The sequence below is a fragment of the Cryobacterium sp. SO2 genome, from assembly GCF_026151165.2.
Taxonomy (GTDB): Bacteria; Actinomycetota; Actinomycetes; order Actinomycetales; family Microbacteriaceae; genus Cryobacterium.
In genome coordinates, this window is record NZ_CP117849.1 from 2,165,453 (window position 1) to 2,189,565 (window position 24,113).

At 67.9% G+C, this 24,113-nt stretch carries 19 protein-coding genes, 7 tRNA genes and 1 pseudogene; 10 read left to right on the plus strand and 17 right to left on the minus strand.

The window, feature by feature from the left end; translation table 11 throughout:
* Positions 1-36: 36 nt before the first annotated feature.
* From BJQ94_RS09970 to BJQ94_RS10005, 8 genes are all read right to left on the minus strand, one after another.
* Entirely contained in the window at positions 37-603 is a 567-nt protein-coding gene (locus BJQ94_RS09970; RefSeq protein WP_265397840.1) for a hypothetical protein, read from the minus strand.
* On the minus strand, positions 590-1,240 hold the full coding sequence (locus tag BJQ94_RS09975) for a sigma-70 family RNA polymerase sigma factor (protein ID WP_265397841.1): 651 nt from the start codon (positions 1,238-1,240) through the stop codon (positions 590-592). The genes BJQ94_RS09970 and BJQ94_RS09975 overlap by 14 nt, the downstream gene beginning before the upstream one ends.
* Before the next feature lie 194 nt (positions 1,241-1,434).
* Positions 1,435-1,509, minus strand: a tRNA-Val gene (locus BJQ94_RS09980).
* Between the two features lie 25 nt (positions 1,510-1,534).
* Positions 1,535-1,608 (minus strand) — tRNA-Cys (locus tag BJQ94_RS09985).
* A 57-nt stretch (positions 1,609-1,665) separates the two neighbouring features.
* Positions 1,666-1,737: transfer RNA gene (locus tag BJQ94_RS09990), tRNA-Gly, on the minus strand.
* A gap of 185 nt (positions 1,738-1,922) precedes the next feature.
* Positions 1,923-1,994 (minus strand) — tRNA-Val (locus BJQ94_RS09995).
* Positions 1,995-2,032: 38 nt separating this feature from the next.
* Positions 2,033-2,106, minus strand: a tRNA-Cys gene (locus BJQ94_RS10000).
* Positions 2,107-2,164: 58 nt separating this feature from the next.
* Positions 2,165-2,236: transfer RNA gene (locus BJQ94_RS10005), tRNA-Gly, on the minus strand.
* A gap of 159 nt (positions 2,237-2,395) precedes the next feature.
* On the opposite strand from BJQ94_RS10005, the gene BJQ94_RS10010 reads away from it, so the two are divergent.
* Positions 2,396-2,468 (plus strand) — tRNA-Val (locus BJQ94_RS10010).
* Between the two features lie 94 nt (positions 2,469-2,562).
* Here BJQ94_RS10010 and glpX read toward each other — a convergent pair.
* A complete protein-coding gene (gene glpX / locus BJQ94_RS10015; protein ID WP_265397842.1) occupies positions 2,563-3,474 on the minus strand; it encodes a class II fructose-bisphosphatase in 912 nt (303 codons plus the stop codon).
* A gap of 54 nt (positions 3,475-3,528) precedes the next feature.
* Here glpX and BJQ94_RS10020 point away from each other — a divergent pair, with 54 nt between their 5' ends.
* The 3 genes from BJQ94_RS10020 (at position 3,529) to BJQ94_RS10030 (ending at position 6,626) form a co-directional block, all read left to right on the plus strand.
* Complete coding sequence (locus tag BJQ94_RS10020; RefSeq protein ID WP_265397843.1) at positions 3,529-3,819, plus strand: antibiotic biosynthesis monooxygenase; 291 nt, start codon at positions 3,529-3,531, stop codon at positions 3,817-3,819.
* Positions 3,820-3,919: 100 nt separating this feature from the next.
* On the plus strand, positions 3,920-5,434 hold the full coding sequence (locus BJQ94_RS10025) for an HNH endonuclease signature motif containing protein (RefSeq protein WP_265397844.1): 1,515 nt from the start codon (positions 3,920-3,922) through the stop codon (positions 5,432-5,434).
* Between the two features lie 79 nt (positions 5,435-5,513).
* Positions 5,514-6,626 (plus strand): NAD(P)/FAD-dependent oxidoreductase, encoded by a 1,113-nt coding sequence (locus tag BJQ94_RS10030; protein WP_265397845.1) that lies wholly within the window; start codon positions 5,514-5,516, stop codon positions 6,624-6,626.
* A 59-nt stretch (positions 6,627-6,685) separates the two neighbouring features.
* Here the strand turns inward: BJQ94_RS10030 and BJQ94_RS10035 are convergent, their stop codons facing one another.
* From BJQ94_RS10035 to zapE, 7 genes are all read right to left on the minus strand, one after another.
* Positions 6,686-7,414 carry a DUF2071 domain-containing protein gene (locus BJQ94_RS10035; protein ID WP_265397846.1) on the minus strand — a complete coding sequence of 243 codons (729 nt, stop codon included), beginning with the start codon at positions 7,412-7,414 and terminating at the stop codon, positions 6,686-6,688.
* A gap of 8 nt (positions 7,415-7,422) precedes the next feature.
* Complete coding sequence (locus tag BJQ94_RS10040) at positions 7,423-8,859, minus strand: SPFH domain-containing protein (RefSeq protein ID WP_265397847.1); 1,437 nt, start codon at positions 8,857-8,859, stop codon at positions 7,423-7,425.
* A gap of 123 nt (positions 8,860-8,982) precedes the next feature.
* Complete coding sequence (locus BJQ94_RS10045) at positions 8,983-9,321, minus strand: SHOCT domain-containing protein (protein ID WP_265397848.1); 339 nt, start codon at positions 9,319-9,321, stop codon at positions 8,983-8,985.
* Positions 9,322-9,399: 78 nt separating this feature from the next.
* Positions 9,400-9,822 carry a DUF6325 family protein gene (locus BJQ94_RS10050; RefSeq protein WP_265398688.1) on the minus strand — a complete coding sequence of 141 codons (423 nt, stop codon included), beginning with the start codon at positions 9,820-9,822 and terminating at the stop codon, positions 9,400-9,402.
* A 117-nt stretch (positions 9,823-9,939) separates the two neighbouring features.
* Positions 9,940-12,603 carry a LuxR C-terminal-related transcriptional regulator gene (locus BJQ94_RS10055; RefSeq protein WP_265398687.1) on the minus strand — a complete coding sequence of 888 codons (2,664 nt, stop codon included), beginning with the start codon at positions 12,601-12,603 and terminating at the stop codon, positions 9,940-9,942.
* Positions 12,604-12,957: 354 nt separating this feature from the next.
* Positions 12,958-14,178, minus strand: a complete 1,221-nt coding sequence (locus BJQ94_RS10060) for an ammonium transporter (protein ID WP_265398686.1) — start codon at positions 14,176-14,178, stop codon at positions 12,958-12,960.
* A gap of 183 nt (positions 14,179-14,361) precedes the next feature.
* Entirely contained in the window at positions 14,362-15,417 is a 1,056-nt protein-coding gene (gene zapE, locus BJQ94_RS10065; RefSeq protein ID WP_265398685.1) for a cell division protein ZapE, read from the minus strand.
* A 145-nt stretch (positions 15,418-15,562) separates the two neighbouring features.
* On the opposite strand from zapE, the gene BJQ94_RS10070 reads away from it, so the two are divergent.
* Together BJQ94_RS10070 and BJQ94_RS10075 are read left to right on the plus strand one after the other, a co-directional pair.
* Positions 15,563-16,480: a sulfurtransferase gene (locus tag BJQ94_RS10070; RefSeq protein WP_265398684.1), complete on the plus strand. Its 918-nt coding sequence runs from the start codon at positions 15,563-15,565 to the stop codon at positions 16,478-16,480.
* 19 nt (positions 16,481-16,499) lie between these two features.
* Complete coding sequence (locus BJQ94_RS10075; protein WP_265398683.1) at positions 16,500-16,946, plus strand: SufE family protein; 447 nt, start codon at positions 16,500-16,502, stop codon at positions 16,944-16,946.
* 75 nt (positions 16,947-17,021) lie between these two features.
* Here the strand turns inward: BJQ94_RS10075 and BJQ94_RS10080 are convergent, their stop codons facing one another.
* On the minus strand, positions 17,022-18,266 hold the full coding sequence (locus tag BJQ94_RS10080) for an alpha/beta fold hydrolase (RefSeq protein WP_265398682.1): 1,245 nt from the start codon (positions 18,264-18,266) through the stop codon (positions 17,022-17,024).
* 103 nt (positions 18,267-18,369) lie between these two features.
* On the opposite strand from BJQ94_RS10080, the pseudogene BJQ94_RS10085 reads away from it, so the two are divergent.
* The 4 genes and pseudogenes from BJQ94_RS10085 to BJQ94_RS10100 all read left to right on the plus strand — a co-directional run.
* A pseudogene (locus BJQ94_RS10085) lies at positions 18,370-18,924 on the plus strand (DUF3000 domain-containing protein); the annotation flags it as partial.
* A gap of 481 nt (positions 18,925-19,405) precedes the next feature.
* Entirely contained in the window at positions 19,406-20,602 is a 1,197-nt protein-coding gene (locus tag BJQ94_RS10090; protein ID WP_265398694.1) for an HRDC domain-containing protein, read from the plus strand.
* Positions 20,603-20,679: 77 nt separating this feature from the next.
* Entirely contained in the window at positions 20,680-21,885 is a 1,206-nt protein-coding gene (locus BJQ94_RS10095; protein ID WP_265398681.1) for a thiolase family protein, read from the plus strand.
* Positions 21,882-24,077, plus strand: a complete 2,196-nt coding sequence (locus BJQ94_RS10100) for a 3-hydroxyacyl-CoA dehydrogenase NAD-binding domain-containing protein (RefSeq protein WP_265398680.1) — start codon at positions 21,882-21,884, stop codon at positions 24,075-24,077. The genes BJQ94_RS10095 and BJQ94_RS10100 overlap by 4 nt, the downstream gene beginning before the upstream one ends.
* Positions 24,078-24,113 lie beyond the last annotated feature (36 nt).

The window sequence follows — 24,113 nt, forward strand, 5'->3', positions numbered from 1 at the left end:
GAGTGGGCGTGTTGACTGGTGCGGAAGCCGGGCAGGTCAGGGCGTGAACGGGGGCTGCAGTCCCACGGCGGCGCAGAACGCGTCGGGGTCGCCGGCGTTCACGTTGTCGGAACCCACGGGGAAGACCGCGTAGACGCCGTCGGGGCGCAGGCAGGCCTGCAGGTCGGGCGAGGCGGGGGCCGGCGTCTCGCCGCCGCCGGAGGGCACCGTGCTCAGGCCGGACGTTCCGGTGCCGAAGAAGTCGATCGCCCACACCGACGCGCAGTTCTCCACCGCTGCCGCGGCCGGGTCGACGACCGGGGCGAGTGGGGTGACCGTGCCGTCCCCATCGATCTGATCGGTGGGGCTGCCGACCTGCGTGAACGTCGAGTCTGTGCTGGCTTCGGCATAACAATAGGCCGAGAGGCTGCGGAGTTCGGGCGTGGCCAGGGTGATCCAGGCCGTGCCGCCGACGCCGGCGAGCAGCAGGGCGGTTGCGGTTGCCGCAACGGCACGGTGTCGACTCCTCCGCTGCACCCGTTGGGCCTCCAGGGTGTGCAGCAGCCGCTCTTCGAACCGATCGAAGTCGTCGTCTGTGGGGATGAGCAGGTTATCGGGCACCATGATTCGGTTCTCCTTTCAGCAGCGTGAGTTCGTCGCGGAGCCGACCCTTCAGCCTGGACAGACGGTTGCGCACAGTGGCGTGGGTGATGCCGAGACGACCGGCGGCTTGTTCGTAACTCAGGTCGTCGATGAGACAGAGCTCGAAGATGCGTTGGTCCACGGCGGGCAGAGTGGCGATGATCGTGTGGATGTTGCGCATGGCTTCGTCGCCGATGGCCAGAGTCTCCGGCGACGGCCTGTCGTCGGCGACGTCGAATGTGTCGTCGAGGCTGTCGCGGGGACGGCGGACCTCCGCTCGGCGTCGGTTCAGGGCGAGGTAACGCGCCGTGGTGACGAGCCAGGGCACCGCTGATTCGCCCACCAGATCGATTCCGGCGCGCTTGTTCCACAGGGTCAGGAAGGCATCCTGCAGCACCTCTTCCGAGTCCGGCCGGGAGCGCAGTACGGAAAAGGCCGCCCAGTACACGGTGCGCTGATGCACGCGGAAGAGCGTGCGGAATGCCTGACGGTCTCCGGCTCTCACGAGTGCGAACAGGTCGAGGTCACTCGTGGGGAGGGCGTCGGCATCCGGCGCGTCGGCGTCGGGCAACTCGGCGTCGGGCAACTCGGCGTCGGGGACTGATGCTGCTGGCCGCATCCGCTCCCCCATCCCACTCGCCCGGCGACCGTTGCCGCTGTGCCTCTACTGGGTAGGTGTCCGGCACAACGCCCATCGTCTCAGGAATCAGGCGGGGAACGACGAACAGTTAACGAGAGAGGGCGTAGCCGGCCGGTCCTGCTGGACCAACCGGCAACGCCCGTGAGCATTCCCTCTTATTTGCTGCAACTACGTGGTGGGCGATACTGGGATCGAACCAGTGACCTCTTCCGTGTCAGGGAAGCGCGCTACCGCTGCGCCAATCGCCCAGGACCGCGACTTGTGATCGCGGGCTGGAGGTGGATACGGGATTCGAACCCGTGTAGACGGCTTTGCAGGCCGTTGCCTCGCCTCTCGGCCAATCCACCGTGTTCAGTCAAACGTGTACACCCAAAGAAAATCGGCCTCTCGGCCGATTCACTTCGAGCGGATGACGAGATTCGAACTCGCGACCCTCACCTTGGCAAGGTGATGCGCTACCACTGCGCCACATCCGCAACTGCGCGCATTTCTGCGTGCTTGGAAGACTCTACTCGATCCTGGAGACGCCGTGTGCACATGACGCGCCGACGGGCTCCTGTGGCACCGCGAATTACCCGTTGTGCCCCGTAATCCCGGGGCAAAACAAAAAACCCCCGGGTTTACCGGGGGTTTCTAATCCTGCGCTGCTCTTACTTATCTGTGGGCGATACTGGGATCGAACCAGTGACCTCTTCCGTGTCAGGGAAGCGCGCTACCGCTGCGCCAATCGCCCAGATCCTGCAAAGCACATGAAAACTATACTTCTCAGGCTGGAGGTGGATACGGGATTCGAACCCGTGTATACGGCTTTGCAGGCCGCTGCCTCGCCTCTCGGCCAATCCACCGTGCTTGTTTCGCCGTACTTGTACCAAAGAGAATCGGCCTCTCGGCCGATTCAATTCGAGCGGATGACGAGATTCGAACTCGCGACCCTCACCTTGGCAAGGTGATGCGCTACCACTGCGCCACATCCGCAACTGCTCGCATTTCTGCGTGCGTTGAAGACTCTAGCCGATAGTGCGGCGCATATTCAAACCGAGCGAATGCAGCGTGTCGCGGCCTCTCGATGTGCGCTGGACGCCCGGTCTGGTCTAGTATCAAATGTCGCAGTCGAGAGGTTTTCGAGTGTGGTTCGGGCGATTGGCGCAGTTGGTAGCGCGCTTCCTTCACACGGAAGAGGTCGTGGGTTCGAGTCCCGCATCGCCCACCGAGAAAGCCCCCGGTCACCCGGGGGCTTTTGCCGTTTCCGGCCCGGGAATCGGCCGCACCGTTGTCCCCGAGTTCGACGGCGCGGCCCGGTGCTACCGCACGGGCGTCGATGCGAACAACACTCGGTCGCTCGCCACCAGGTCGTCGAGTGTGAGCACCCGGGCCAGATCGTGGCCGGCGGCCAGTGCCAGCCGCACCTGGTCATCGCCCTGAGGTGCGAGCCTGCCCTCCATGAAGCCGTTCAATGCGCGAATCGCGCACGCCGTGAGCACACCCTCGGGAGTACCGCCGATGCCCATGGCCAGGTCGATGTCCCCGCCCGGCGTGGCTGCGGCAATGGCCGTGGAGACGTCACCCTCCCCGGCCAGTTGCACTCGTGCGCCGGCTGCCCGCAATTCGGCCACCAGGCCAGCATGCCGGGGCTTGTCGAGTACGGCTACGGTGATGTCCGCCACCGGCTTGCCCAGCGCGTCCGCCAGCCGTCGCACGTTGTCGGTCGGGGTGGCCAGCAGGTCGAGCACCCCACGGCCCGCGGACGACGAGATCAGCTTGTCCATGTAGAAAACGTCGGTGGGGTCGAACAGGGTGCCGCGCGGGGCGAGAGCGATGACGCAGACCGAGCCAGCCAGGCCCTCTTGCACAAGCCGGGTTCCGTCCAACGGGTCCACGGCGATGTCGCAGGCCGGACCGTGACCAGAGCCGAGCCGTTCACCATTGGCAAGCATGGGCGCTTCATCCTTCTCCCCCTCTCCGATCACGACCACGCCGGCGAACGGGGCCGGCACCAGCACGGCGCGCATGGCGGCCACTGCCGCGGCATCCGCCGCGTTCTTGTCACCGCGGCCGAACCAACCGCCGGCAGCAAGCGCTGCCTCGACCGTCGCCGCACGCACAGCATCGACCAGTTCGGGGGAAAAGTGCTCGGCGCCGATCACCGTGCTGATGCTCGCGCTGGGCGTGAGGGGGCTGGGCGTGAGAGGGCCGGCCGTGGTGTTGCTGCTCATGGGAGTCGATGGTACTCGCCGGGTTCGTCGGACACGGCGGGATAAGGTCGACAGGTGATCAGAGAACACGCCATCCTCCCCGTCGTTCCCGGCCAAGAGGATGCTTTCCTCGTCGCCTTCCAGCACGCTCGCCCCCTCATCGAGGCCATGGCCGGCTTCCGCGGACTCAGCCTGTCCCGGTCCGTCGAGGCACCGTCGTCCTTCCTGCTGCTCGTGGACTGGGACCGTCTCGAAGACCACACCGAGGGGTTCAGGGGCTCCCCCGAATATGCCCGGTGGAAGGCGTTGCTGCACCCGTTCTACGACCCGTTCCCCGATGTACAGCACTTCGTTTCCGTAAGCTGATCCGCGCCGGGCCCTCCTCCACAAGCGGCCAATTCCACGACCTTTCCACACCCCCTATTTCCGGGGTTGGAGTGTCGGTGGTGGGTGCGATTATCAACGCATGAGCAGCCCAGCAGAGCAGTTCCCGCCCGATCCGGATGACCCGGATCACGACGCCCGCGGCCCGGACGCCGGTGCCCACGAACACGCCCACCGACGACGCCGCACCCTGCAGGAACAGGCCCGGACAACCCTGGCCAGGAAGGTCGCGAAGGCCCAGAAAGCCCACCGGGGCATCGCGAAAGCGAACGCGAAACGGGCCCGCGTGCTCGCCGACCTGCAGCAGTGGAGCAGCGACCCGGTGAACGCGAAACTGCTCAACCCCGACTACGCCCTGGAAGGCGTTCGCGGCCCGGTCCTGACCGACGCGCAGGCGAGTCCGCGGACGATCGCCGCGTGGGAAGACCAGGAGATCGCCCGCCGCACCGTGATCAGCGAGGTCGCGTGCGCCCTGCATGTGGCCGATCGCACCGCGGAGAACCTGATCGGCGAATCCGCGTTGTTCGCCGGGCCGATGAAGGCGACCCTGACGGCGATGAGCCAGGGTGAGATCAGCTACCGGCACGGTCAGGTGCTCATGGAGCAACTCAGCTTCATCCCGCTCGAGGAAGCCGCCGAGCTGGAAGCAGAGCTGTTGCCCGCGGCCAAGGACCTCACCGTGGGCAAGCTGAAGGTGAAGGCCCGACGGTTGCGGGAGCACCGGCACCCGGAAACCCTCACCGTCCGCGCCACAGCCGCCGTGGCCGAGCGCGGGGTGTGGTGGGAGGGCCGACCCGATGGCATGGGCACTCTCACCTGGTACGGCACCGCCGAGCAAACTCAGGCCGCGCACGACCGACTCACCCGCATCGCCCAATCCACCCAGGACGCCGAACGCCAGGACGACAACATCCCGGAAGACCAGCGCCGCACCATCAGCCAGATCTGCGCCGACGCGCTGGCGGACCTGACCCTGGACGGCGTCACCCCGACCGGCACCGGCGGCGGCATCCACGGCCAAGTCATGGTCACCGTCCCGGTGCTCACCCTGCTGGGCCGCACCGAGGAGCCCGGTTTCCTCGAAGGATACGGGCCGATCCCCGCCGACGTCGCCCGGGAAATCACCGGCGGAGCGCCCAGTCTCACCCGACTGCTCACCCACCCGGAAACCGGTGCCGTGCTCTCCGTCGGGAAGAAGTGCTACACCGTCCCCGCCGACCTCCGCCGCTGGCTCAGACTACGAGACGGCACCTGCCGGTTCCCCGGCTGCACTAGACCTGCCTCCCGCAGCGAGATCGACCACACCACAGCGTGGGAGCACGGCGGACCCACCGACTACGACAACCTCGCCCACCTCTGCGGCCCCCACCACCGGCTCAAACACCAGACCCTATGGTCGGTCGTGCAGGAACCCGGCGGAATCCTGGTCTGGACCTCCCCGGCCGGGGCCGCCCACCGCACCTACCCCGAAACCACCCTCGGACCACCACCCACACTGCCCCCAAAGCACGCCCCATCCGCGACCCCGACTCCCGAAAGACCGACGCCGCCATCCGGGCCCACGGCAGGCGATCTACCCGGAGAACCACCGTTCTAGACGGCGCCTCCCCGACAACCAGCTTGCTGTTCCGGCAACCATATTTGTCAACACGCGCCACCGCGATCACCATGGTGACATGACCAGCCAGAGCACGCCAGCACCCGTTAGCCAGAGTCCCGACGCCGACTACGACGTCATCATTGTCGGCGGAGGTGCGGCGGGACTCAGCGCCGCAGTTGTCCTCGGGCGCGCCCGCCGCTCCGTGCTCGTGATCGACGGGGGCGAGCCCCGCAACGCGCCGGCCGAGGGAGTGCACGGCTTCCTCACCCGCGACGGCCTCAGCCCGGCCGAGTTGGTGCGCATCGGCCAGGCTGAGGCCCGCTCGTACGGCGCCGTGATCCGGTCCGGCCGGGCAGTCGACACCCGGCGCACACCGGCCGGTTTCGCGGTGACCGTCGATGACGGCACGACGGCCACCGGCCGCAGACTGCTGGTCGCGACCGGTCTCGTCGACGAACTTCCCGCTGTTCCCGGCCTCGCCGAGAGGTGGGGCCGGGACGTGCTGCACTGCCCGTACTGCCACGGCTGGGAAGTACGCGACCAGGCCATCGGCATCCTCGGCACTGGCCCGAAGTCGGTGCATCAGGCCCTGCTCTTCCGGCAGTGGAGCGCGAACGTCACCCTATTCCTGCACCGGGAGATGCTCGACTCCACCGGTGCGGCCTCCGGAGAGCACGGTCCGACCGAGTCGGAGTGGGAGCAACTCGCCGCCCGCGGAATCAGCGTCGTCATCGGCCCGGTCGAGGCGCTCGACGTGCAGGCTGATGCCCTGGCGGGCGTTCGCCTGGCCAGCGGCCACCTGATTCCGCTGCAGGCCCTCGTCGTGGCCCCGAGATTCACAGCGCGCACGGCGTTCCTGGCCGGGCTGGGTATCGCCTCGATGCCGCATCCGTTGGGCGTCGGCACATACCTGGATACCGACGAGATGGGCCGGGTGCTGCACGACGGTGTGGTGGTCGCCGGTGTGTGGGCGGCAGGGAACGCCGCCAACCTGATGGCACAAGTGGTCGTCTCGGCCGCCGCCGGGCTCAGCGTGGCCACGAATATCAATTCCGACTTCATCCTCGACGAGGTCCAGTCCGCCGTGGCGGAGTACCGTCGACCGTTCTCTGCCGCTGCCGAAGCCCGCACTACCCAAGCCGTCCTGGGTGAGCGCCGTCACGGGATTACACCGCTCGCCGCCCCGTGACGGCGGCCGGCCCAGCCCGGCGGAGCTGGCGTCCGTTCCGTGCCAGGGAACCGAGCTGTCTACCCGCGCGTGCCGAACCAGGTGGTCACGCCCGGTGAATACAGCACGGAATCGGGAGCTCTAGTCCCGGCGAGTCCAGGAAAACCCGCAGTGGCGAGGAGGGTGTCGTCGAGCGTGAGCACCTCGGCGCCGAACAACGCCCACGGTTCATGGTGGTTGCGCAGATGGATCGTGCGCCCCCGCACCCGGGTGAACAGCGCCCATCGAGCGGTGAGGAAGTCCGCCAGCATGTCGTTCACGACCGGACGCCCGGTCGGCCGCACCACGATGTCGGTATGCGCCGACGCCGCGAAGTGCCGAGCGGAGCTGTACCGGTACTCCCCCGCCGCCACCTCAAGCCGGGTGCGCGACCACATGTACGGGATCGAGAACAGCGCCCGGGCAGCGAGCACCGCGGCCAGCCTGGACGCCTCGAGCGAGACGAAGACCACACCGCGGCGTCCGCGCGAGTCGACGGCGTAGAGGCGAACGTTCACCTCCACGAAACTGCCGAAGTACGGCACGGGCGGGCTGCCGAACACCGTGGCGCGGTCGAGGACGAACGGGATCAACCCCACCCAACTGGAACCGTCGAAGACGTCCGGCCGCAGGCCATCCGGCAGCAACGGTGCCACCAGGCCCGGATCCACCCGCCAGTGCAGGAACGCCAGGTGCGACCACCGCTGGCTTGCCGTCGCCCGGCCCGCCAGCGGCGGGGCGACGGCCGTGATCGGCCAGACCTCAGACACGGCTACGACTAGACCTGGTCGCTGGGCACGGTGTCGCTGGGCACGGAACTTCCGGGTACCGCGGCCACGTAGCCGTCGGCCGACCGGGCCAGCGCGGCGCCGGCGGCAGTGCCGCCGATGAGACCGCCGAGCAGGTCCTTGATGCCGACACCCATTGTCGAGGTGAGCACGGCGTCGACCTCGGTGAAGCCCGAGGCGACATTCTTGCTCAGCTGGCTCGCCCCGTCGGTGGAGATCACCGTGAGCTGGTCGATGTTGCCCATGGGCGCCGCGAGCTCGTGCGCGATCTTGGGCAGCATCTCCACCAGGCGCAACTGGATGAGCGCCTCGGACTGCTCGGCGACGGCCTGGGCGCTGAGGCGGGTCGCCTCGGCCTCGGCCGAACCGCGGGCGAGGATCGCGTCGGCGTTGGCCTGGCCCTCGGCGCGGATGGCCTCAGCCGATGCCACACGGCTATCACGGTCGGCATTGGCCGCCGCGACGCGTGCTTCGGCGGCGGCGATGGCCGACACCCGCACCCTGTACGCGTCGGCGTCGGCAACAGCATTGACCTCGGAGTCGAGCTCGGCCTTGCGCAGGCTCGCGCGACGCTTGGCGGTCAGCTCCTGCTCCTGCACGATGTTTTGCTGGGCCTTGGCCTCGGCGAGCGGCTTGGCGGCGGCGGCTTCGGCCGCGGCCTTGTCGGTGTCGAGCTGCAGTGCAGCCTTGCGCAGAGCGAGGGTGTTCTGGGCTTCGGCGACGGCCTGCTCGGCGATGATCGACGCCTCCTGGGCCTCCCGGTTGGCCTGGTGCTCGGCCACCTCGGCCTGTCGGCGTACCTTGGCCTGCTCGGCACGGCCGAGGTCGCGGATGTAGTCGTTCTCGTCGGTGATTCCCTTGATTTCGAAGGAGTCGACATCCACACCCTGGTTGGCGAGGGACTCCCGCGCCGTCGCCAGCACGGAGGAACCGAGTTCATCGCGCTTCTGGATGATCGTCATGACGTCGGTGGCGCCGATGGACGACCGCAGCGATCCGCTGAGGACCTCCTGGGCGAAGTTGTCGATGTTCTTGTCCTGGCCGAGGAACCGCTGCGCTGCGGCACGGATCGCGGTGGGGTCGTCGCCGACCTTCACGATGGCCACGGCCTCGACGGTGAGGGTGATGCCGTTGCGGTCCTGCGCGACGGCCGTGATTTCGATGGCCCGGCTGCGCAGGCTGATCTTGAACGCCTTCTGGAAGAACGGGGTGATGAACACGCCCTGGCCGTGTACGACACGCTGGCCGGACTCCTCGAGCGTGGCCCCGTCGACGATGGTCTTCTTCGACTTCTTGCCGGTGATGACGAGGGCCTCGTCCGGTCCCGCGTTCTTGTAGATCGTGCGGGCGTACACGAGCACGACGACCGCCACGACGATGACAAGAATGACTACGCCGACGATGGGGATGCTGAGGAGTTCAAACATGTGTTCCTTCCGGTTCGCGCCAAGCGAACGTGACGTCGCGCAGCCAGAAGGGCCCCGCTCCCTCCACGTAGGCTAGCGGTCCCGCACCCCGGTGTGGGACGTCGGAAAGAATCGATTGTCTCCTCAGGCCAGCAATTTTGTTTTCGCGGCCGTGAACTCCTCATCGCTGAGCACGCCGGCATTATGCAGTTGGGACAGTTGGTTGAGCTGGTCAAGCAGCGGCGACCCCGCGGACGCCGGCGGCGCCGCGGCCTGCTGAGCGGCCTCGTACTGGTTCTGTTGGGCCTGCTGGTCGTATTGGGCCTGCTGGGCCTCGGCGTCTGCCTGCTGCTGGGCATCCTGGGCCTTGGCCTGCTGTCGCCGCTGCACATTCCCGCTCACAGCGGTGGCGGTACCGGCGACGACGGCCGTTCGCGCGGCCATTCCGAGCAATCCGGGGCGTCCCATTCGACGTGGTGACATGAGGTGATCCTTACTGTGGTGGGCGGCTGGGGCGGGCGGCTGGGGCGGGCGGCTGGGGAGGGCGGCTGTGGCCGATGGTCACCGTGCGGCTTCGAGCACGGCGTTGACGACGGGAGCTGGGATGCGCTCCTGGTAGAGCACTGAGCCTCCCGACGCAGCGAGGACCGACGCGAAATGCCTGGCCCAGGTCAGTTCCACAACGAGGATTGCCGCCGAGGCGCCGGGCTCCAGGCGCACGGCCAGCTCCTCGACGTCGTCGAGGCCGGCAAGACCGAGTTCGCGCAGATCGAGGTCCGGCAGCTGGGCCTTGTCGGGCAGGTCGTCCACCTCGATGGTGCGGAGGTCGCCGTCCAGATTCCGGGAGACGAAAATCAGGTCGAGCAGAGTGATGGTCTTCTCCTCGATCAGGTCGCGCAGCGCCCCGCTCAGGGCAGGGCCAGGACGATCCCCGTCGAAGGTGAGAAGCAAGACCTCCACCGGACCGTATGCGAATTCCACCATGATCGTCGTCTCCTTAACGTGCCTGTCTGCAGTGCAGGTCTGGCCGGGTCTCGCCCGACCAGGGTCAGTGTCGCCGCGCCCTCAACTCGTCGATTCACCCGGATCGGGTGATTCTGGTCAGAGCAGTCCTCGATCCTGCGCAATGACAACGGCCTCGGCGCGATTCGTGGCTTCGAGCTTCTGGTAGATGTTCCTGAGATGGGTTTTCACGGTGTTCGGACTCACATTCCGTTTGCGGGCGATGTCGGCGACGGACTGGTGGAACGGCAGTTCGCGCAACAGTTCGCGTTCGCGCTGGGTGAGCACCGATCCACCCTGTGATCGCTCGGGCGCCGGCACGCGTTCGGCAGGTCGGAGCCTGTCCGCCCGGCGGAGCACGTGCCTGGCGAAGTCGTCGAGGTCGCCCAGCCGGCCGAGTCGCGCGCGGATGAGGCTTGCGCCCTGGCCGCCCACGGCGATGAGTGCCCGTTCGGCGCCCAACTGATCGGCGAGCCGCAACGCGCGCAGCAGGCGCGCATCGCACTCCACATGGCGTCCGGAGATGTCGGCGACAGCGGCCAGCGCCACCCAGGCGCTCACGATGGTGGCACCACGCCAGCAGGTGCGTTCTTCGACGGCGGCTGCACGCAGTCGTTCCTCAGCCGGGTGTCCGGCCCTGGTGGGTGGCACGAGGAGGAACCTCAGGAGCAGGGCCTCCAGGGACTCCTCGCCCAGGACCCGCTCGACGAGCCTGACAAACAGTTGCGCCTCCGCCCGGCCGTCGAGCGCGCCGCTCAGGGCGATCAGGGGCACGCAGCACAGACTCAAGGCTCTGGGGTGCTCCGAACCGACTTCCCGCATCAGGAGGGTCAGGTGGTCCAGGCTCTGGCGGGGATGCGATGCCTCATCGAGCTGCACCAGAAGTTGCAGGGCCCTCGCCGGCACGCTCACCCCTGAGTCGAGCCAGGGTCCCGCCGAGACGGCCAGTGCGGCGAGCACACCGGCATCGACGGGTTCGCATCTCTCGTACCGCCGCACCAGGCCGTAGAGCATGGCGCGCCCGCCGACGACATCGACGGGCCAGGCGTTCCCCGGCGCCGCGGCGGTCAACTGGTCTTCCAGCATCGCGACGTGCCGCCAGTTGCCTCCGTGAGCCGCCGCCGTCGCCGCCAGGTCGCTGGCCAGGAGGAAGAGCCAGTCGTAGCCGGCGGCCTTGGCCGATTCCGCGGCGTCGCGGAGGGTCGCCTCTGCGGCGGCGGGGTGCCCGAGTTCGTCGAGACAGCGACCCTCCGCTGTAGCCGCCAACAGGTCGACGGCCAGATCGACCGGGCGCGCGTCTGCCGGATCGGCGCTGTGCAGCCCGTTCAGACGCACCTCGATGTCGGCGCGCTCGGTGGCCGCGAAGGCGTGCAGGGCCGCGACGACGGCCGACCACCGTTCCCGTCGACCTGGCCCGGCAGCTGAGACCGGCCCGGTGGCATCAACCTCGTCTGCGGAAACGGCCCCGGATATGGACGCGTCCGCCGCGAGCAGAAGCTGGTGGGCTCGGCGCCTGGCCGGAAAATAGGGTGCCTCCAGCAGCAAACGCAGGGCCAGGGTCGCGGTGGACGCGACAACACCGTGGATGCGGCGCAAGGCGCGGCCGACCCGTTCGGTGGACCCGGTCAACGCCAGTTCGAGGCCGAAACGTTCGAGCGTCTCACCGATTCGCCCCGGCTCCCGCGCCAGGAGTGATTGCTCGAGAGCCGCCGCGCCGTCGGCACGGTCCGAGTACCACCGGCAGGCCAGGAGATGCCTGGCCGTGGCGTCCGCGGCGTCGCGGCGTCGCCCTTCGGCCTGGAGGTAGGCGAGCAGGATCGGGTGGAACCTGTAGGCGTCACTCCCCGAGGCATCCGTTTCGCGACCGACCAGGGTGTTGTGCCGGGCGATCCTGGCGAGCACGTCGCCGGCATCGGTGCGGTGGGTCAGGGCGACACTGAGTTCGAGCGGAACAAGCTCGCTCACCGCCGAGTGCATCAGGACCTCACGGTCGCCGTCGTCGAGATCGATGACGACCTCAGCGGCAAGGTAGTCCGCCACCGCGCGGTTGTCGCCGTTGAAGCGCCTGAGCCCGGTGGAGTCGCCCTCCGTCGCCCGCAACGTGAGGGCGAGGGCGAGGCCGGTGGCCCACCCCCCGGTGTGTCGCCACAAGACGGCGGCGTCTTCGACAGGCAGGGTGATGCCGTGCTGGAGCGCGAGCAGGGCGATCTCTGCCGGGGTGAAGGCCAGCGTGTCGTCTGGACACTCGATGAGGACACCGGCGGCCTCCAACGGCGCGGTCCCCGAGAACGGCCGATACCGGGCTGCCAGGACGAACCGTGTGCCTCGGGCGCTCTGGCCGAACTGTGCGAGCAGACCGGCCAGTGTGACAGGGTCGAGCAGGTGCACGTCATCGACGAACACGACAAGCTCACCGGGCGGGACGGACGAGGCTGCCGGCGTCACCAGCCGGCTCAGGACATCCGCGGGCCCGACCGTGTCTACGAGGTCCTGTGCGGCGAACCAGGCCACCTCATGACCCATGGTGTGAAGCCGACGCGCCCACGCCGCCATGAGCGTGGTCTTGCCAGATCCCGCGGCGTCCCAGAGCCCGAGGATCTTCGCTTCCTCGCCCTGCAGCCGTTCCAGCAACGCGTCGAGTCGTGGTCTGTGCAGGTACCACGATGGTTCCTGTGCGATCGCCGCCGGCAGGGAGGCGCCCGCACCGGTGACTCCGGCCGGAGCCGTAACGTCGTCTGGTGCCGGAAGGTAAGCGCTGACCATCGGGAGAACGTCCTCGATCCGCAGACTGTCTGGCTCCAGACTGGACCGAATGACTCCAGGCTGGCTGTCCCTGTCAGAGGCTGTCCCTGTCACAGGCTGGCCCCGTCACAGGTCTGGTGCTCCGTCAAGGCCCCGGCTGACCGGGACCTTGACGGAGCTTCTGGCGGCGTTCGGGTCACCGCCAGTGACGTGATCCTGCCGCGACGCCCGCCCGCGGTCAAGGGGGCGAACGGGAAGTGCTGAGGGCAGAACGACGGGCGGTGAGGACGACCCCGGTGTGTGAACTCCAGGACCGCCTCACCGCCCGTCGATGCAGTGCGGATGTCTCAACGCGCCGTCGGCGCGAGGCGACGACTAGACGTTGGCGAGGGCGTAACCCTCTTCGCCGTGCACCGAGGTGTCGATGCCCGCAACTTCGTCTTCGTTCTTGACGCGGAAACCGATCGTCTTCTCGATGGCGAGTCCCAGCAGATAGGCGACGATGAACGAATAGATGAGCACCGAGAAGGCGGCGATCGCCTGCACGGCCAGCTGGCCGAGGTCGCCACCGACGAAGAGGCCGGTGCCGATCGCGAAGAAGCCCAGGTAGAGGGTGCCGATGACACCACCGACGAGGTGGATGCCCACGACGTCGAGTGAGTCATCGAAGCCGAACTTGAACTTCATTTCGATGGCCATGGCGCAGACCGCTCCGGCGACGGCGCCGAGCAGCAGGGCCCAACCGGGTTCGAGGTTCGCGCAGGCGGGGGTGATTGCCACGAGGCCGGCGACGGCACCGGAGGCGGCGCCCACCGAGGTGGCCTTGCCGTCCTTGATCTTCTCCACGATCAGCCAGCCGAGGATGGCGGCCGCGGTCGCGCCGAGGGTGTTGACCATGATCAGGCCGACGTTGGCGAGGCCGTTCAGCCACTCGGCGCCGGCGTTGAAGCCGAACCAGCCGAACCAGAGGATGGAGGCGCCGAGCAGCACCAGGGGCACGTTGTGCGGCTTGGTGATGCCCTTCTGGAAACCGATGCGCTTGCCGAGGACGAGCGCGAGGGCCAGCGCCGCAGCACCGGCGTTGATGTGCACGGCAGTACCACCCGCGTAGTCGATCACACCGGGGAGGCCGAGAGTGTCGCCGAGGCTCATGATCCAGCCACCGCCCCAGACCCAGGCAGCGACCGGGAAGTACACCAGGGTGGCCCAGATACCGGCGAAGATCATCCAGGAACCGAACTTGGCACGGTCAGCGACAGCACCGGAGATCAGGGCGACGGTGATGATCGCGAAGGTGGCTCCGTAGGTGGCGCCGAGGAGGTCGGTGCTGCCGGTTTCGCCCGTGGCGAGGGCGCCGAGGCCGAAGTCGGAGAACGGGTTACCCGCGAACTCCGTGGGTCCGCCGACTGCGCTCATGTTGAATCCGTACAGGATCCACAGCACCGAGATCAGTCCGAGGGCTCCGAAGCTCATCATCATCATGCTGACGACGCTCTTGGCCTTGACCAAACCGCCGTAGAAGAACGCGACTCCCGGAGTCATGAACAGCACCAGTGCGGTTGCCGTCAACCCCCATGCAATGCTTCCCGTGTCCATAGATTGTCCTCACACCTCTCGAGTTAGCTGGGTGTACCTCGAAGCCGCGCGATCAGAGTGCGGGGGCAGTTCCCGGGTACGCCCCTCAGTCTCCGACCAAGACGTTTCAAGAGCCGTTCTTCCGTGTTTCCGGCATGTTACGCAACCGGTATGAAAGTTAAGAACGTGTTTCGCGTTCAACGCTCACTCGGCGTGCGGCGGCAGCTCTCCGGTGCTCAGGGCCACCATTCTGGACTGGGACCTCTGGTACTTCTTGCGGTAGCCGCCGCCCATCATCTCGGCGTCGAAGACGTCATGCAGGGGCATGCCGCTGGCGAGGATGGGGATCTCGGCGTCGTAGACCCTGTCGATGAAGGCGACCAGCCGCAGGGCATCCGTTTGGTCGGTCAGAAGGTAGACGTTCCGGAGGGCGATGACGTCCAGCCCGGCGATCATCTTGATGTACTTGGACGGATGCACCGTGCTCAAGTGCGCCATGAGCGCGCCGAAGTCGTCGAGGGTGACACTCGAACCGCGGGCCACGAGAGCCTCCGTCATGACGGTGAGCTCCTCCGGCGCCACGGTGGCAGCGTGACCCGAGGCGTCCCGGCGGCGGTAGTCCAGGCCGTCGATGCGCACGGTCTCGAAGTTCGCCGACATGGCCTGGATCTCGCGGAGGAAATCGGCCGCCGCGAAACGCCCCTCGCCCAAGGAATTCGGCGGGGTGTTGGATGTGGCGGCGACGCGGGTGCCTGACCCGATGAGTTCGCCGAGAAGGCGGGTCATCAGCATGGTGTCGCCCGGGTCGTCGAGCTCGAACTCGTCGATGCAGATGAGCTGCGCACCCGTGAGCTGCTTCACCGTCTCCGCATAGCCGAGAGCGCCGACCAGGGCGGTGTACTCGATGAAGGTGCCGAAGTATTTGCGCCCGGGAGCGCCGTGCCACAGGGCGGCCAAGAGGTGGGTCTTGCCCACACCAAAACCACCGTCGAGGTAGATACCGGGAAGCTCGGCCTTGGACCGGCGTGCACGGGCGAAGAATCCGCCCGGGCGGGCACGCCAGGCCGCGAATCCGTTCAGGCGTTCGACGGCGCCCTGCTGCGACGGATAGTCGAGGTCAGGTCGGTAGGACTCGAAGGAGGCGTGCTCGAACTGCGGCGGCGGCACGAGCTCTGCCACGATCTCGGCTCCGGTGATCGACGGCGACCTGTCGACGAGTCTGAGGGGAAGCTGGCGGGTCGTCTTGACCGTGTCTGACATCCGGTTCCTGTCTGTGCGCCGGCATCCTGGCGGAATATCGGTGGTGGCTTCATCCTTGCAAACCTTGAGAAGATCTCCACCAGCCTAAATGCACAGATACCGAAAGCCGGGCCATGAGAGTCCGTCGCCCCACCAGGAGGAAACCATGACCGTCGGAACAGATCCGTCCCCCACCTTCGCCGGATACGCGCACCCGGAGCGACTCGTGTCCACCGAGTGGTTGCAGGAGCACCTCGGAACCCCCGGCCTGGTCGTGGTCGAATCCGACGAGGACGTGATCCTCTACGAGACCGGCCACATCCCCACCGCGGTGAAGATCGACTGGCACACCGACCTCAACGACCCCGTCGAGCGCGACTACATCGACGGGACCGCCTTCGCGGCCCTGCTCGGCCGCAAGGGCATCAGCCGCGACAGCACTGTGGTCATCTACGGCGACAAGAGCAACTGGTGGGCGGCGTACGCCCTCTGGGTCTTCACCCTGTTCGGGCACTCCGATGTGCGCCTGCTCGACGGCGGTCGGCAGAAGTGGATCGCCGAGGGTCGGGCCATCACCACGGAGCGCGAATCCGCGGAACCGGCAGAGTACCCGGTGGTGGAACGACACGATGCCCCCATCCGCGCGTACAAGGAGGACGTACTCGCCCACTTCGGCCATCCGCTCATCGACGTGCGTTCGCCAGAGGAGTACAGCGGTGAGCGCACCACGGCTCCCGCCTACCCGGAGGAAGGTGCGTTGCGGGCCGGGCACATCCCGTCGGCCGTATCCGTGCCCTGGGCGAGGGCAGCGGCGGATGACGCCACTTTCCGGTCCCGCGCCGAGCTCGACGCCATCTACCTGGACGAGGTCGGCCTCACCGGAGACGAACCGGTGATCGCCTATTGCCGCATCGGCGAACGCTCCAGCCACACCTGGTTCGTGCTGAGCCACCTGCTGGGCATCGAGAACGTGCGCAACTACGACGGCTCCTGGACCGAATGGGGCAGCGCCGTCCGCGTGCCGATCGTGCAGGGTTCCGCGGCCGGCACAGCACCGGTCCCGACAGAGTCCCTTCCCCGCTGAGTATGGGAGAATTGACCCGATGACCACACCTGACCTGCCTGACCAGCTCGCCGACATTCGCGAGGATTTCCTGGCGCTGGAGCAGCCGGACCGCCTGCAACTGCTGCTCGAATTCTCGAACGAGTTGCCGGCACTGCCGGAGCGCTACCAGGACCATCCCGACCTCTTCGAGCGGGTCGTGGAGTGCCAGTCCCCCGTGTTCATCGTCGTCGAGATCGATCAGGACGGCCTGGTGCACCTCTTCGCCACGGCGCCGGCGGAGTCACCCACCACGCGTGGCTTCGCCTCGATTCTGGCCCAGGGCCTGGACGGGCTGACTGTGGATGCTGTGTTGGCCGTTCCCGATGACTTCCCGCAGACGATCGGGCTCACCCAGGCCGTGTCCCCGCTGCGCCTGCGCGGCATGACCGCCATGCTCGGCCGCGCCAAGCGGCAGCTGCGTGAACGCTCGGCAGCCCTGGCCTGACCGGTCCTGTTCTGGCCTGACCGATCCTGTTCTGGCCTGGCCTTGCCTGACCGGTCCTGTTCTGGCCTGGCCGATTTAGGATTCGGCGGACTCGATGGCGGGCAGCGCTGAATCGATCCTGTTCAGCCAGGCCAGGATCGCCCCGTTCCAGCGCTGCGGGTCGTAGTTCCACAGCTTGGTGTGCCTGGCTACCGAAAACGGCACCAGAGTGACGATGTCCGGGCGACGTTCGGCCAGCCGTCTGGATGGCGCCGACGGCACGAAGCCGTCGTCGTCGCTGTGCAGGATGAGGATCGGCAGGCTCAGGTCATCGGCCCTGGACACGAAATCCAGCCGGGGAAAGTCGATCGGCAGGTGCAGACCTGTCACGAGCCGCCCCCACCGACGGCCCATGACCACTAGGGCCCCGCGGACCACAGCGGTCGGCAGGTGCAGCGTCTCTGCCTGATAGGCCACCACATCCGCCCAATCGATCACGGGGGAATCGAGCACGATGCCGATGAGGCGGCCGTCGTGCACGGCCCGGGTCGCGGCCTGCAGGGAGATAGCGCCACCCATCGACCAGCCCATCAGCACGATCGCGGTGGCGCCGTTTCCTACGGCATAGTCGATGGCGGCCTCCACGTCCCGCCACTCGGTGTCGCCCAGACCGAAGCGGCCATCGGCGCTGGGCGGTGCCTCGCCGTCGTTCCGGTAGGAGATGAGCAGCGACGTGAAGCCGGCGGCGTGGAAGACGGGCACGGCCCGCAGCGTCTCGTGGCGGCGCACCCCCCGGCCGTGTACCTGGATCACCCATCGCCCGCTCGGCTGTTCCGTGGGGAGCTGGGTCTCCGGGATGGGTGTGTCCGGAAGCTGTGTGCTCGGAAGCTGTGCGCCCGGGATGAGCCAGGCCGGGGCTTCGCCGCGGTCGGTGCTCACGGTCACATTGGTGTAGTCGAGGCCCAGGTCCCACGGCCCCAGGAACGAGTAGCCGCCGAGACGGCCCGAGACGACGGTGCTCAGGTCGCCGAAGTCCACGTGCAGGATGCGCCGCGTGACGCTCGTGCTCGTGCTGCGCTCGATCGCACCCAACCTGGCATGGCCGGAGTCCCCCGCGAACCAGAAACTGTAGTCGCCGGGCAGCACGGCATCCGCAGTGGCTTCGAGGGTGATCAGTCCCGCGTCGAGGTCGACGGCGAAGACCCTGATGTCGTCGGCACGCTTCGTCGGGGGTGTGACGATGCGACGCGCCATCACCCCGGCCAGCACTCCGATCGCGACGGATGCGGCTGCCGCAACGGCGGCCACACCACCGAGGACGACCAGTCCCGCGGAGGTCACAGAGGTGACACCTCCAGGTCGTGCCTGAATCCCGGCCATGCCTACCTCCGCACTGTTCGGCGTGCCTCGCACCAGCACACGGAAAAAACTCTAGTCTGCAGACGTGCCCGATACAGAGGATGAGCCCCGCCGCCCCGCGCAGTTTGCCGCGGCGCTCGACGCCATCCGCCATGCCACGCCCCGACCAGAGCTGGTCGTCACCGAGATTTCAGCCCCCGGCAACCTCGCGCCGTACGCCGTAGCCCTCTCCGCCGATGTCACGCCGGTTCGTCACGGCAGCGACTCCGACTTCGGCACCGGACGCTTCATCCTGCTCTACGACCCCGATGAACCCGACAGCTGGGGCGGCCCGTTCCGGGTCGTCTGCTTCGCCCAGGCACCGCTCGAGACCGATATCGGCATCGATCCGTTCCTCGCCGAAGTCGCCTGGGCCTGGCTCGTCGACGCGCTCGACACCCGCGGCGCCGAGTACACCGCGGCATCCGGCACCGCCACCAAGATCCTGTCGTCGGGGTTCGGCGAGCTCGCCCGTCAGGGCGACGGCGCCCAGATCGAACTCCGCGCTTCCTGGAGCCCGCTCAACAACGACCTCGCCGCACACGTCGAAGGCTGGGGCGAACTGCTCTGCATGCTCGCAGGTCTGCCCCCGGCCGGGGAGATGCCCGCGCCGGCCAGGCACACCCACTCCGCTCATCCGTCCAGTCATCCGTCCAGGCCGGACGCGCCCGCTCACCGCCGTCAGGATCCGTCCGACGGAATCAGCCTCGGCCCGCTCGACCCGATCGGCCCCTCGTCCGATGGAATGAGGCGAAGCGGACCCGGACTGCATACGCTGGGAGTGGTCGCCGCCGGCCTCGACTCCGGTGGCATGGAAACGGTCGGTGTCGATGTCACCGGCCTCGATACGCTCGGCGCCGACGGTGCCGGCAGGGAGACCGTGGGAATGAACGCCAGGGCAGCACGCACCGCCGGAGCCGGATCAGCAGGTGCCGGATCAACCGGAGCCGGCACCATCGACAACTCCAGCGCTCTCCCCGTTGGCCTGGGGATGTCGCCGGGTGCTCTCACAGCCCCCGCGGCCTCCGTCATGGCTGTCGCAGACCTCTCGGCGCACCGTGCAGCCCGTGGCTGATCGAGCCGTGGTCGAGCACCAGGTCATCGACACCAGGGCCGGCTTCCTCGCGGCCGTCGCGGAGCTCTCCGACGGTTCAGGTCCGATCGGCATCGATGCTGAACGCGCGTCGGGCTTCACCTACTCCCAGCGTGCCTATCTGATCCAGGTGTACCGTCGCGAATCCGGCACCTTCTTGTTCGACCCTCCCGCCATCGGCGACTTCAGCGAACTCAACACCGCGCTCGCCGACGAGGAATGGATCCTGCACGCCGCCAGCCAGGACCTTGCCTGCCTCAGGGAGGTGGGCCTGGACCCGAGCCGGATTTTCGACACCGAACTGGCCGCCCGCCTGCTCGGCCTGCCCAGGGTCGGGCTCGGCACCGTCGTGGAAGAACTTCTGGGCATCCATCTGGCCAAGGAGCACTCTGCGGCCAACTGGTCGACCCGACCGCTGCCGGAGAGCTGGCTGGTCTACGCCGCCCTCGACGTCGAATTGCTGCCGGACCTGCGCGACAGCATGGTCGCCATGCTCGTCGACTCCGACAAGACCGACATCGCCGACCAGGAGTTCGCCGCCGTTCTTGCCAAGGAGGCCAAGCCCGCCCGCGCGGAGCCCTGGCGCCGCCTGTCCGGCCTGCATGCGGTGCGAGGCCAGCGCAATCTGGCCGTGGCCCGCGAACTCTGGCTGGCCAGGGACGCCCTCGCGCAGGAGCTGGATGTCTCACCGGGCCGGTTGGTGCCCGACGCCTCCCTCGTGGCCGCAGCGCGCCTGCTCCCCACCACCCGGAACGCCCTCGCCGAGTTGCGCGAGTTCAACGGTCGCGCCAGCAGGACAGAACTCGACAGGTGGTGGCGGGCCATCCAGCAGGGCCTGGCCAGCGCCGACCTGCCGTCCGTGAAGGCCAACGGTGACACCCTCCCGCCGCCCCGCGCCTGGGCCGACCGCAATCCCGATGCCGACCTGCGGTTCAAGTCCGCCAGGGCGGCGCTGACGACCGTCTCGGAAGAACGCGCCGTGCCCCTCGAGAATCTGCTCACCCCCGAGCACCTGCGCCGGGTCTCCTGGCAGCCGCCCGAGCCCGCTGACGCCGAGAACGTGGCTGACGCGCTCGCCCTGCTCGGCGCGCGCCCCTGGCAGATTGAGGCGACCGCACAACTAATAGCGGATGCCTTTGTGGAAGTCCACCAAAGCGCCGACGTGCCTCCGGACGCCCTTTCGTAGGAACAGTCAAAGGATTCCCTCCGGTTAATCCGTCACCCTAGGATCGTGCGATACCTGTTTTGAGTGATGGAGGCAAAGTGGCCGAGAGAACTGAAGTCGTCTTCGTGGACGGGGTCCGCACCCCGTTCGGTCGGGCCGGCGAGAAGGGTATGTACTGGAATACCCGCGCCGACGACCTCGTCGTCAAGGCGATCACCGGACTGATGGAACGCAACCCGACCGTGCCGGGCGAACGGATCGACGATGTCGCCATCGCCGCGACCACCCAGGCCGGCGACCAGGGCCTGACCCTGGGCCGCACAGCGGCCCTCCTGGCCGGGCTGCCGGTCTCCGTGCCGGGTTTCGCGATCGACCGTATGTGCGCGGGGGCGATGACCTCCGTGACCACCATGGGTGCGGCGATCGGCTTCGGTGCATACGACCTGGCCATCGCCGGCGGTGTCGAGCACATGGGCAGGCACCCGATGGGCTCCGGGGTCGACCCGAACCCGCGTTTTCTCAGTGAACGGCTGGTCAGCGAGGATGCCTTGAACATGGGATCGACCGCCGAGCGCATCCACGACAGGTTCCCCGCGTACACCAAGGAGCGCTCCGACCGGTACGCGCTGCGCAGCCAGCAGAAGGTGGCCGCCGCGTACGCGGCCGGCAACATCCAGCCGGACCTCGTCTCCGTGGCCACCCGCAGCGAGGCCGGCTGGGGCCTGGCCACCAGGGACGAGGCGCCCAGGCCCGAAACGACCCTCGCGGGCCTCGCCGCCCTGAAGACGCCGTTCCGGCCGCACGGCCGCATCACGGCCGGAAACGCCTCCGGCCTCAACGACGGCGCCACCGCGTGCCTGCTCGCCAGCGGAGCCACGGCCAAGGAACTCGGCCTCAGCGTCAAGATGAAACTCGTGAGCTTCGCCTTCGCCGGGGTGGAGCCGGAGGTGATGGGCCTTGGACCCGTGCCGTCCACAGAGAAGGCGCTGCGGAAAGCGGGTCTCTCGATCACCGACATCGGCCTCTTCGAGCTCAACGAGGCCTTCGCCGTGCAGGTGATCTCGTTCCTCGACCACTTCGGCATCGACGATGAGGACCCCCGGGTGAATGAATACGGCGGAGCGATCGCCATCGGCCATCCGCTCGCGTCCTCCGGCGTGCGCCTGATGAATCAGCTCGCCCACCAGTTCGCCGCGCACCCCGAGGTGCGTTACGGTCTCACCGCCATGTGCATCGGCCTCGGCCAGGGTGGCACCGTCATTTGGGAAAATCCGCACTTCAACAAGAAGGCAGCCAAGCGATGACCGACAACTCCTCCCCCACCAACGGCACCGACTACTCCACGATCGATTTCTCCCCACTCGTCGAGCTCTTCGGCGACGAGGTCGTCACGCATTCGCTGGTCAAGGATGTCCCGCTCTCCGGCGGTCGCACGCTTGCGCTGCTGACGCTCGACAATGGGCGCGACCACACCAGGCCCAACACCCTGGGCCCGGTCACCCTGTTGGAGCTCAGCACCGCTCTCGACACCCTCGCCGGCCGCGCCTCCCGCGGAGAGATCCACGGCGTCGCCGTGACCGGGAAGCCGTTCATCTTGGCCGCCGGCGCCGACCTCAGCAAGGTCAGTGAGATCCCGTCCCGCGACGTGGGCAAACTGCTCGCTCAGCTCGGCCACCACGCCCTCGGCAAGCTGGGCACCCTCGGCGTCCCGTCGTTCGTGTTCATCAACGGCCTGGCCCTGGGCGGTGGCCTCGAGATCGCCCTCAACGCCGACTACCGCACGGTGGACGCGACGGTACCCGCGATCGCGCTGCCGGAAGTCTTCCTCGGCCTGATCCCAGGCTGGGGCGGCTCCTACCTGCTCCCCAACCTGGTGGGCATCGAGAACGCTCTCACGGTGGTCATCGAGAACCCGCTCAAGAACAACCGCACGCTCTCGGGCCCCGCCGCGCTCGAGCTCGGCATCGCCGACGTGATGTTCCAGTCGGTGACTTTCCTCGAGGACTCGATCCGCTGGGCCGACGGCGTTCTCGCCGGAACGACCACCGTGAGCCGGCCGCACGCCCCGGGCAAGATCGAACGCCTGGTCAAGTGGGACGCCGCCGTGGGAATCGCGCGCAAGATGCTGCAGTCCCGCATCGGGTCCGTCGCGGCCTCCCCGTACGCCGCGCTGGACCTGATCAAGGCCGCCAAGAGCGGAACCCGGGCAGAGGCATTCGCCCGGGAGGACGACGCGCTCGCCGACCTCATCTCCGGCGACCAGCTGCCCGCGAGCATCTACGCGTTCAACCTGGTGCAGAAGCGCGCCAAGCGGCCAGCCGGGGCCCCCGACAAGGCGCTGGCCCGGCCCATCGGCAAGGTCGGGGTGATCGGCGCCGGCCTCATGGCCAGCCAGTTCGCTCTCCTGTTCGTGCGACGCCTGAAGGTGCCGGTGGTGATCACCGACCTCGACCAGGCCAGGGTCGACAAGGGCGTCGCGTACATCCACGGCGAGATCAAGACCCTGCAGGACAAGGGCCGGATCAGCTCGGACGAAGCCAACCGGCTGCGCGCCCTGGTGACCGGGACCACCGACAAGGCCGACTTCGCCGACGCCGACTGGGTGATCGAGGCGGTCTTCGAGGAACTCGGGGTGAAACAGGATGTCTTCGCCGAGATCGAGAAGCACATCTCCCCCACCGCCATCCTCGCCACCAACACCTCGTCCCTCTCCGTGGAGCAGATCGGCGCGAAGTTGGCCCACCCCGAGCGGCTGGTCGGCTTCCACTTCTTCAACCCGGTGGCCGTGATGCCGCTGATCGAGGTCGTGAACACCCCGGCGACCGACGAGACCACCCTCTCCACGGCCATGGTGATCGCGGCCAAGCTGCGGAAGAACGCCGTCATCACCCGCGACACCCCGGGCTTCGTGGTCAACCGGGTGCTGGCCAAACTGCTCGGCGAGGCTATGCACGCCGTGGACACCGGCACGCCCTTCGAGGTCGTCAATGGATCCCTGGCACCGTTCGGGTTGCCCATGTCGCCGTTCGAACTGCTCGAGCTGGTCGGCCTCAAGGTGGGCGCGCACGTGTTGGACACCCACCACGCGGCCTTCCCCGACCGGTTCTTCGAGAGCGCGAACCTGCACCGACTCGCGGAGCACGGCACCATCCTCGAACGCAACGCCAAGGGCCGGGTCACCGGGTTCGACAAGGGCGCGCTCAAGATCGTGGAGGGAGGCACCACTCCGATGACCGCTGAGCAGATCCAGCGCCGGGTCGAGGACGGCCTCGCCGACGAGATCAAGCGGATGCTCGACGACGACGTTGTGCACGCGCCGGAGGACATCGACCTGTGCATGATCCTCGGCGCGGGATGGCCGTTCCAGATGGGCGGGGTCACCCCGTACCTCGACAGGGTCGGCGCCAGCGAGCGGGTCTTCGGCGGCAGCTTCCACACCCCGATGATCCGCGGCGTCGGCGCAGCGCTGCCCGCCGGCACCAGCGTCCTCGACTAGCGCCCTCTCCCCCGCGCAATCCGCGCGCCAGCTGTT

Excerpts from the sequence above, each read along its gene's own strand:
- BJQ94_RS09970 (WP_265397840.1), bottom strand. The coding sequence starts at position 603 with ATGGTGCCCGATAACCTGCTCATCCCCACAGACGACGACTTCGATCGG.
- BJQ94_RS09975 (WP_265397841.1), bottom strand. The coding sequence starts at position 1,240 with ATGCGGCCAGCAGCATCAGTCCCCGACGCCGAGTTGCCCGACGCCGAG.
- glpX (WP_265397842.1), bottom strand. The coding sequence starts at position 3,474 with ATGAGCAGCAACACCACGGCCGGCCCTCTCACGCCCAGCCCCCTCACG.
- BJQ94_RS10025 (WP_265397844.1), top strand. The coding sequence starts at position 3,920 with ATGAGCAGCCCAGCAGAGCAGTTCCCGCCCGATCCGGATGACCCGGAT.
- BJQ94_RS10030 (WP_265397845.1), top strand. The coding sequence starts at position 5,514 with ATGACCAGCCAGAGCACGCCAGCACCCGTTAGCCAGAGTCCCGACGCC.
- BJQ94_RS10040 (WP_265397847.1), bottom strand. The coding sequence starts at position 8,859 with ATGTTTGAACTCCTCAGCATCCCCATCGTCGGCGTAGTCATTCTTGTC.
- BJQ94_RS10045 (WP_265397848.1), bottom strand. The coding sequence starts at position 9,321 with ATGTCACCACGTCGAATGGGACGCCCCGGATTGCTCGGAATGGCCGCG.
- BJQ94_RS10050 (WP_265398688.1), bottom strand. The coding sequence starts at position 9,822 with ATGGTGGAATTCGCATACGGTCCGGTGGAGGTCTTGCTTCTCACCTTC.
- BJQ94_RS10055 (WP_265398687.1), bottom strand. The coding sequence starts at position 12,603 with ATGGTCAGCGCTTACCTTCCGGCACCAGACGACGTTACGGCTCCGGCC.
- BJQ94_RS10060 (WP_265398686.1), bottom strand. The coding sequence starts at position 14,178 with ATGGACACGGGAAGCATTGCATGGGGGTTGACGGCAACCGCACTGGTG.
- zapE (WP_265398685.1), bottom strand. The coding sequence starts at position 15,417 with ATGTCAGACACGGTCAAGACGACCCGCCAGCTTCCCCTCAGACTCGTC.
- BJQ94_RS10070 (WP_265398684.1), top strand. The coding sequence starts at position 15,563 with ATGACCGTCGGAACAGATCCGTCCCCCACCTTCGCCGGATACGCGCAC.
- BJQ94_RS10075 (WP_265398683.1), top strand. The coding sequence starts at position 16,500 with ATGACCACACCTGACCTGCCTGACCAGCTCGCCGACATTCGCGAGGAT.
- BJQ94_RS10100 (WP_265398680.1), top strand. The coding sequence starts at position 21,882 with ATGACCGACAACTCCTCCCCCACCAACGGCACCGACTACTCCACGATC.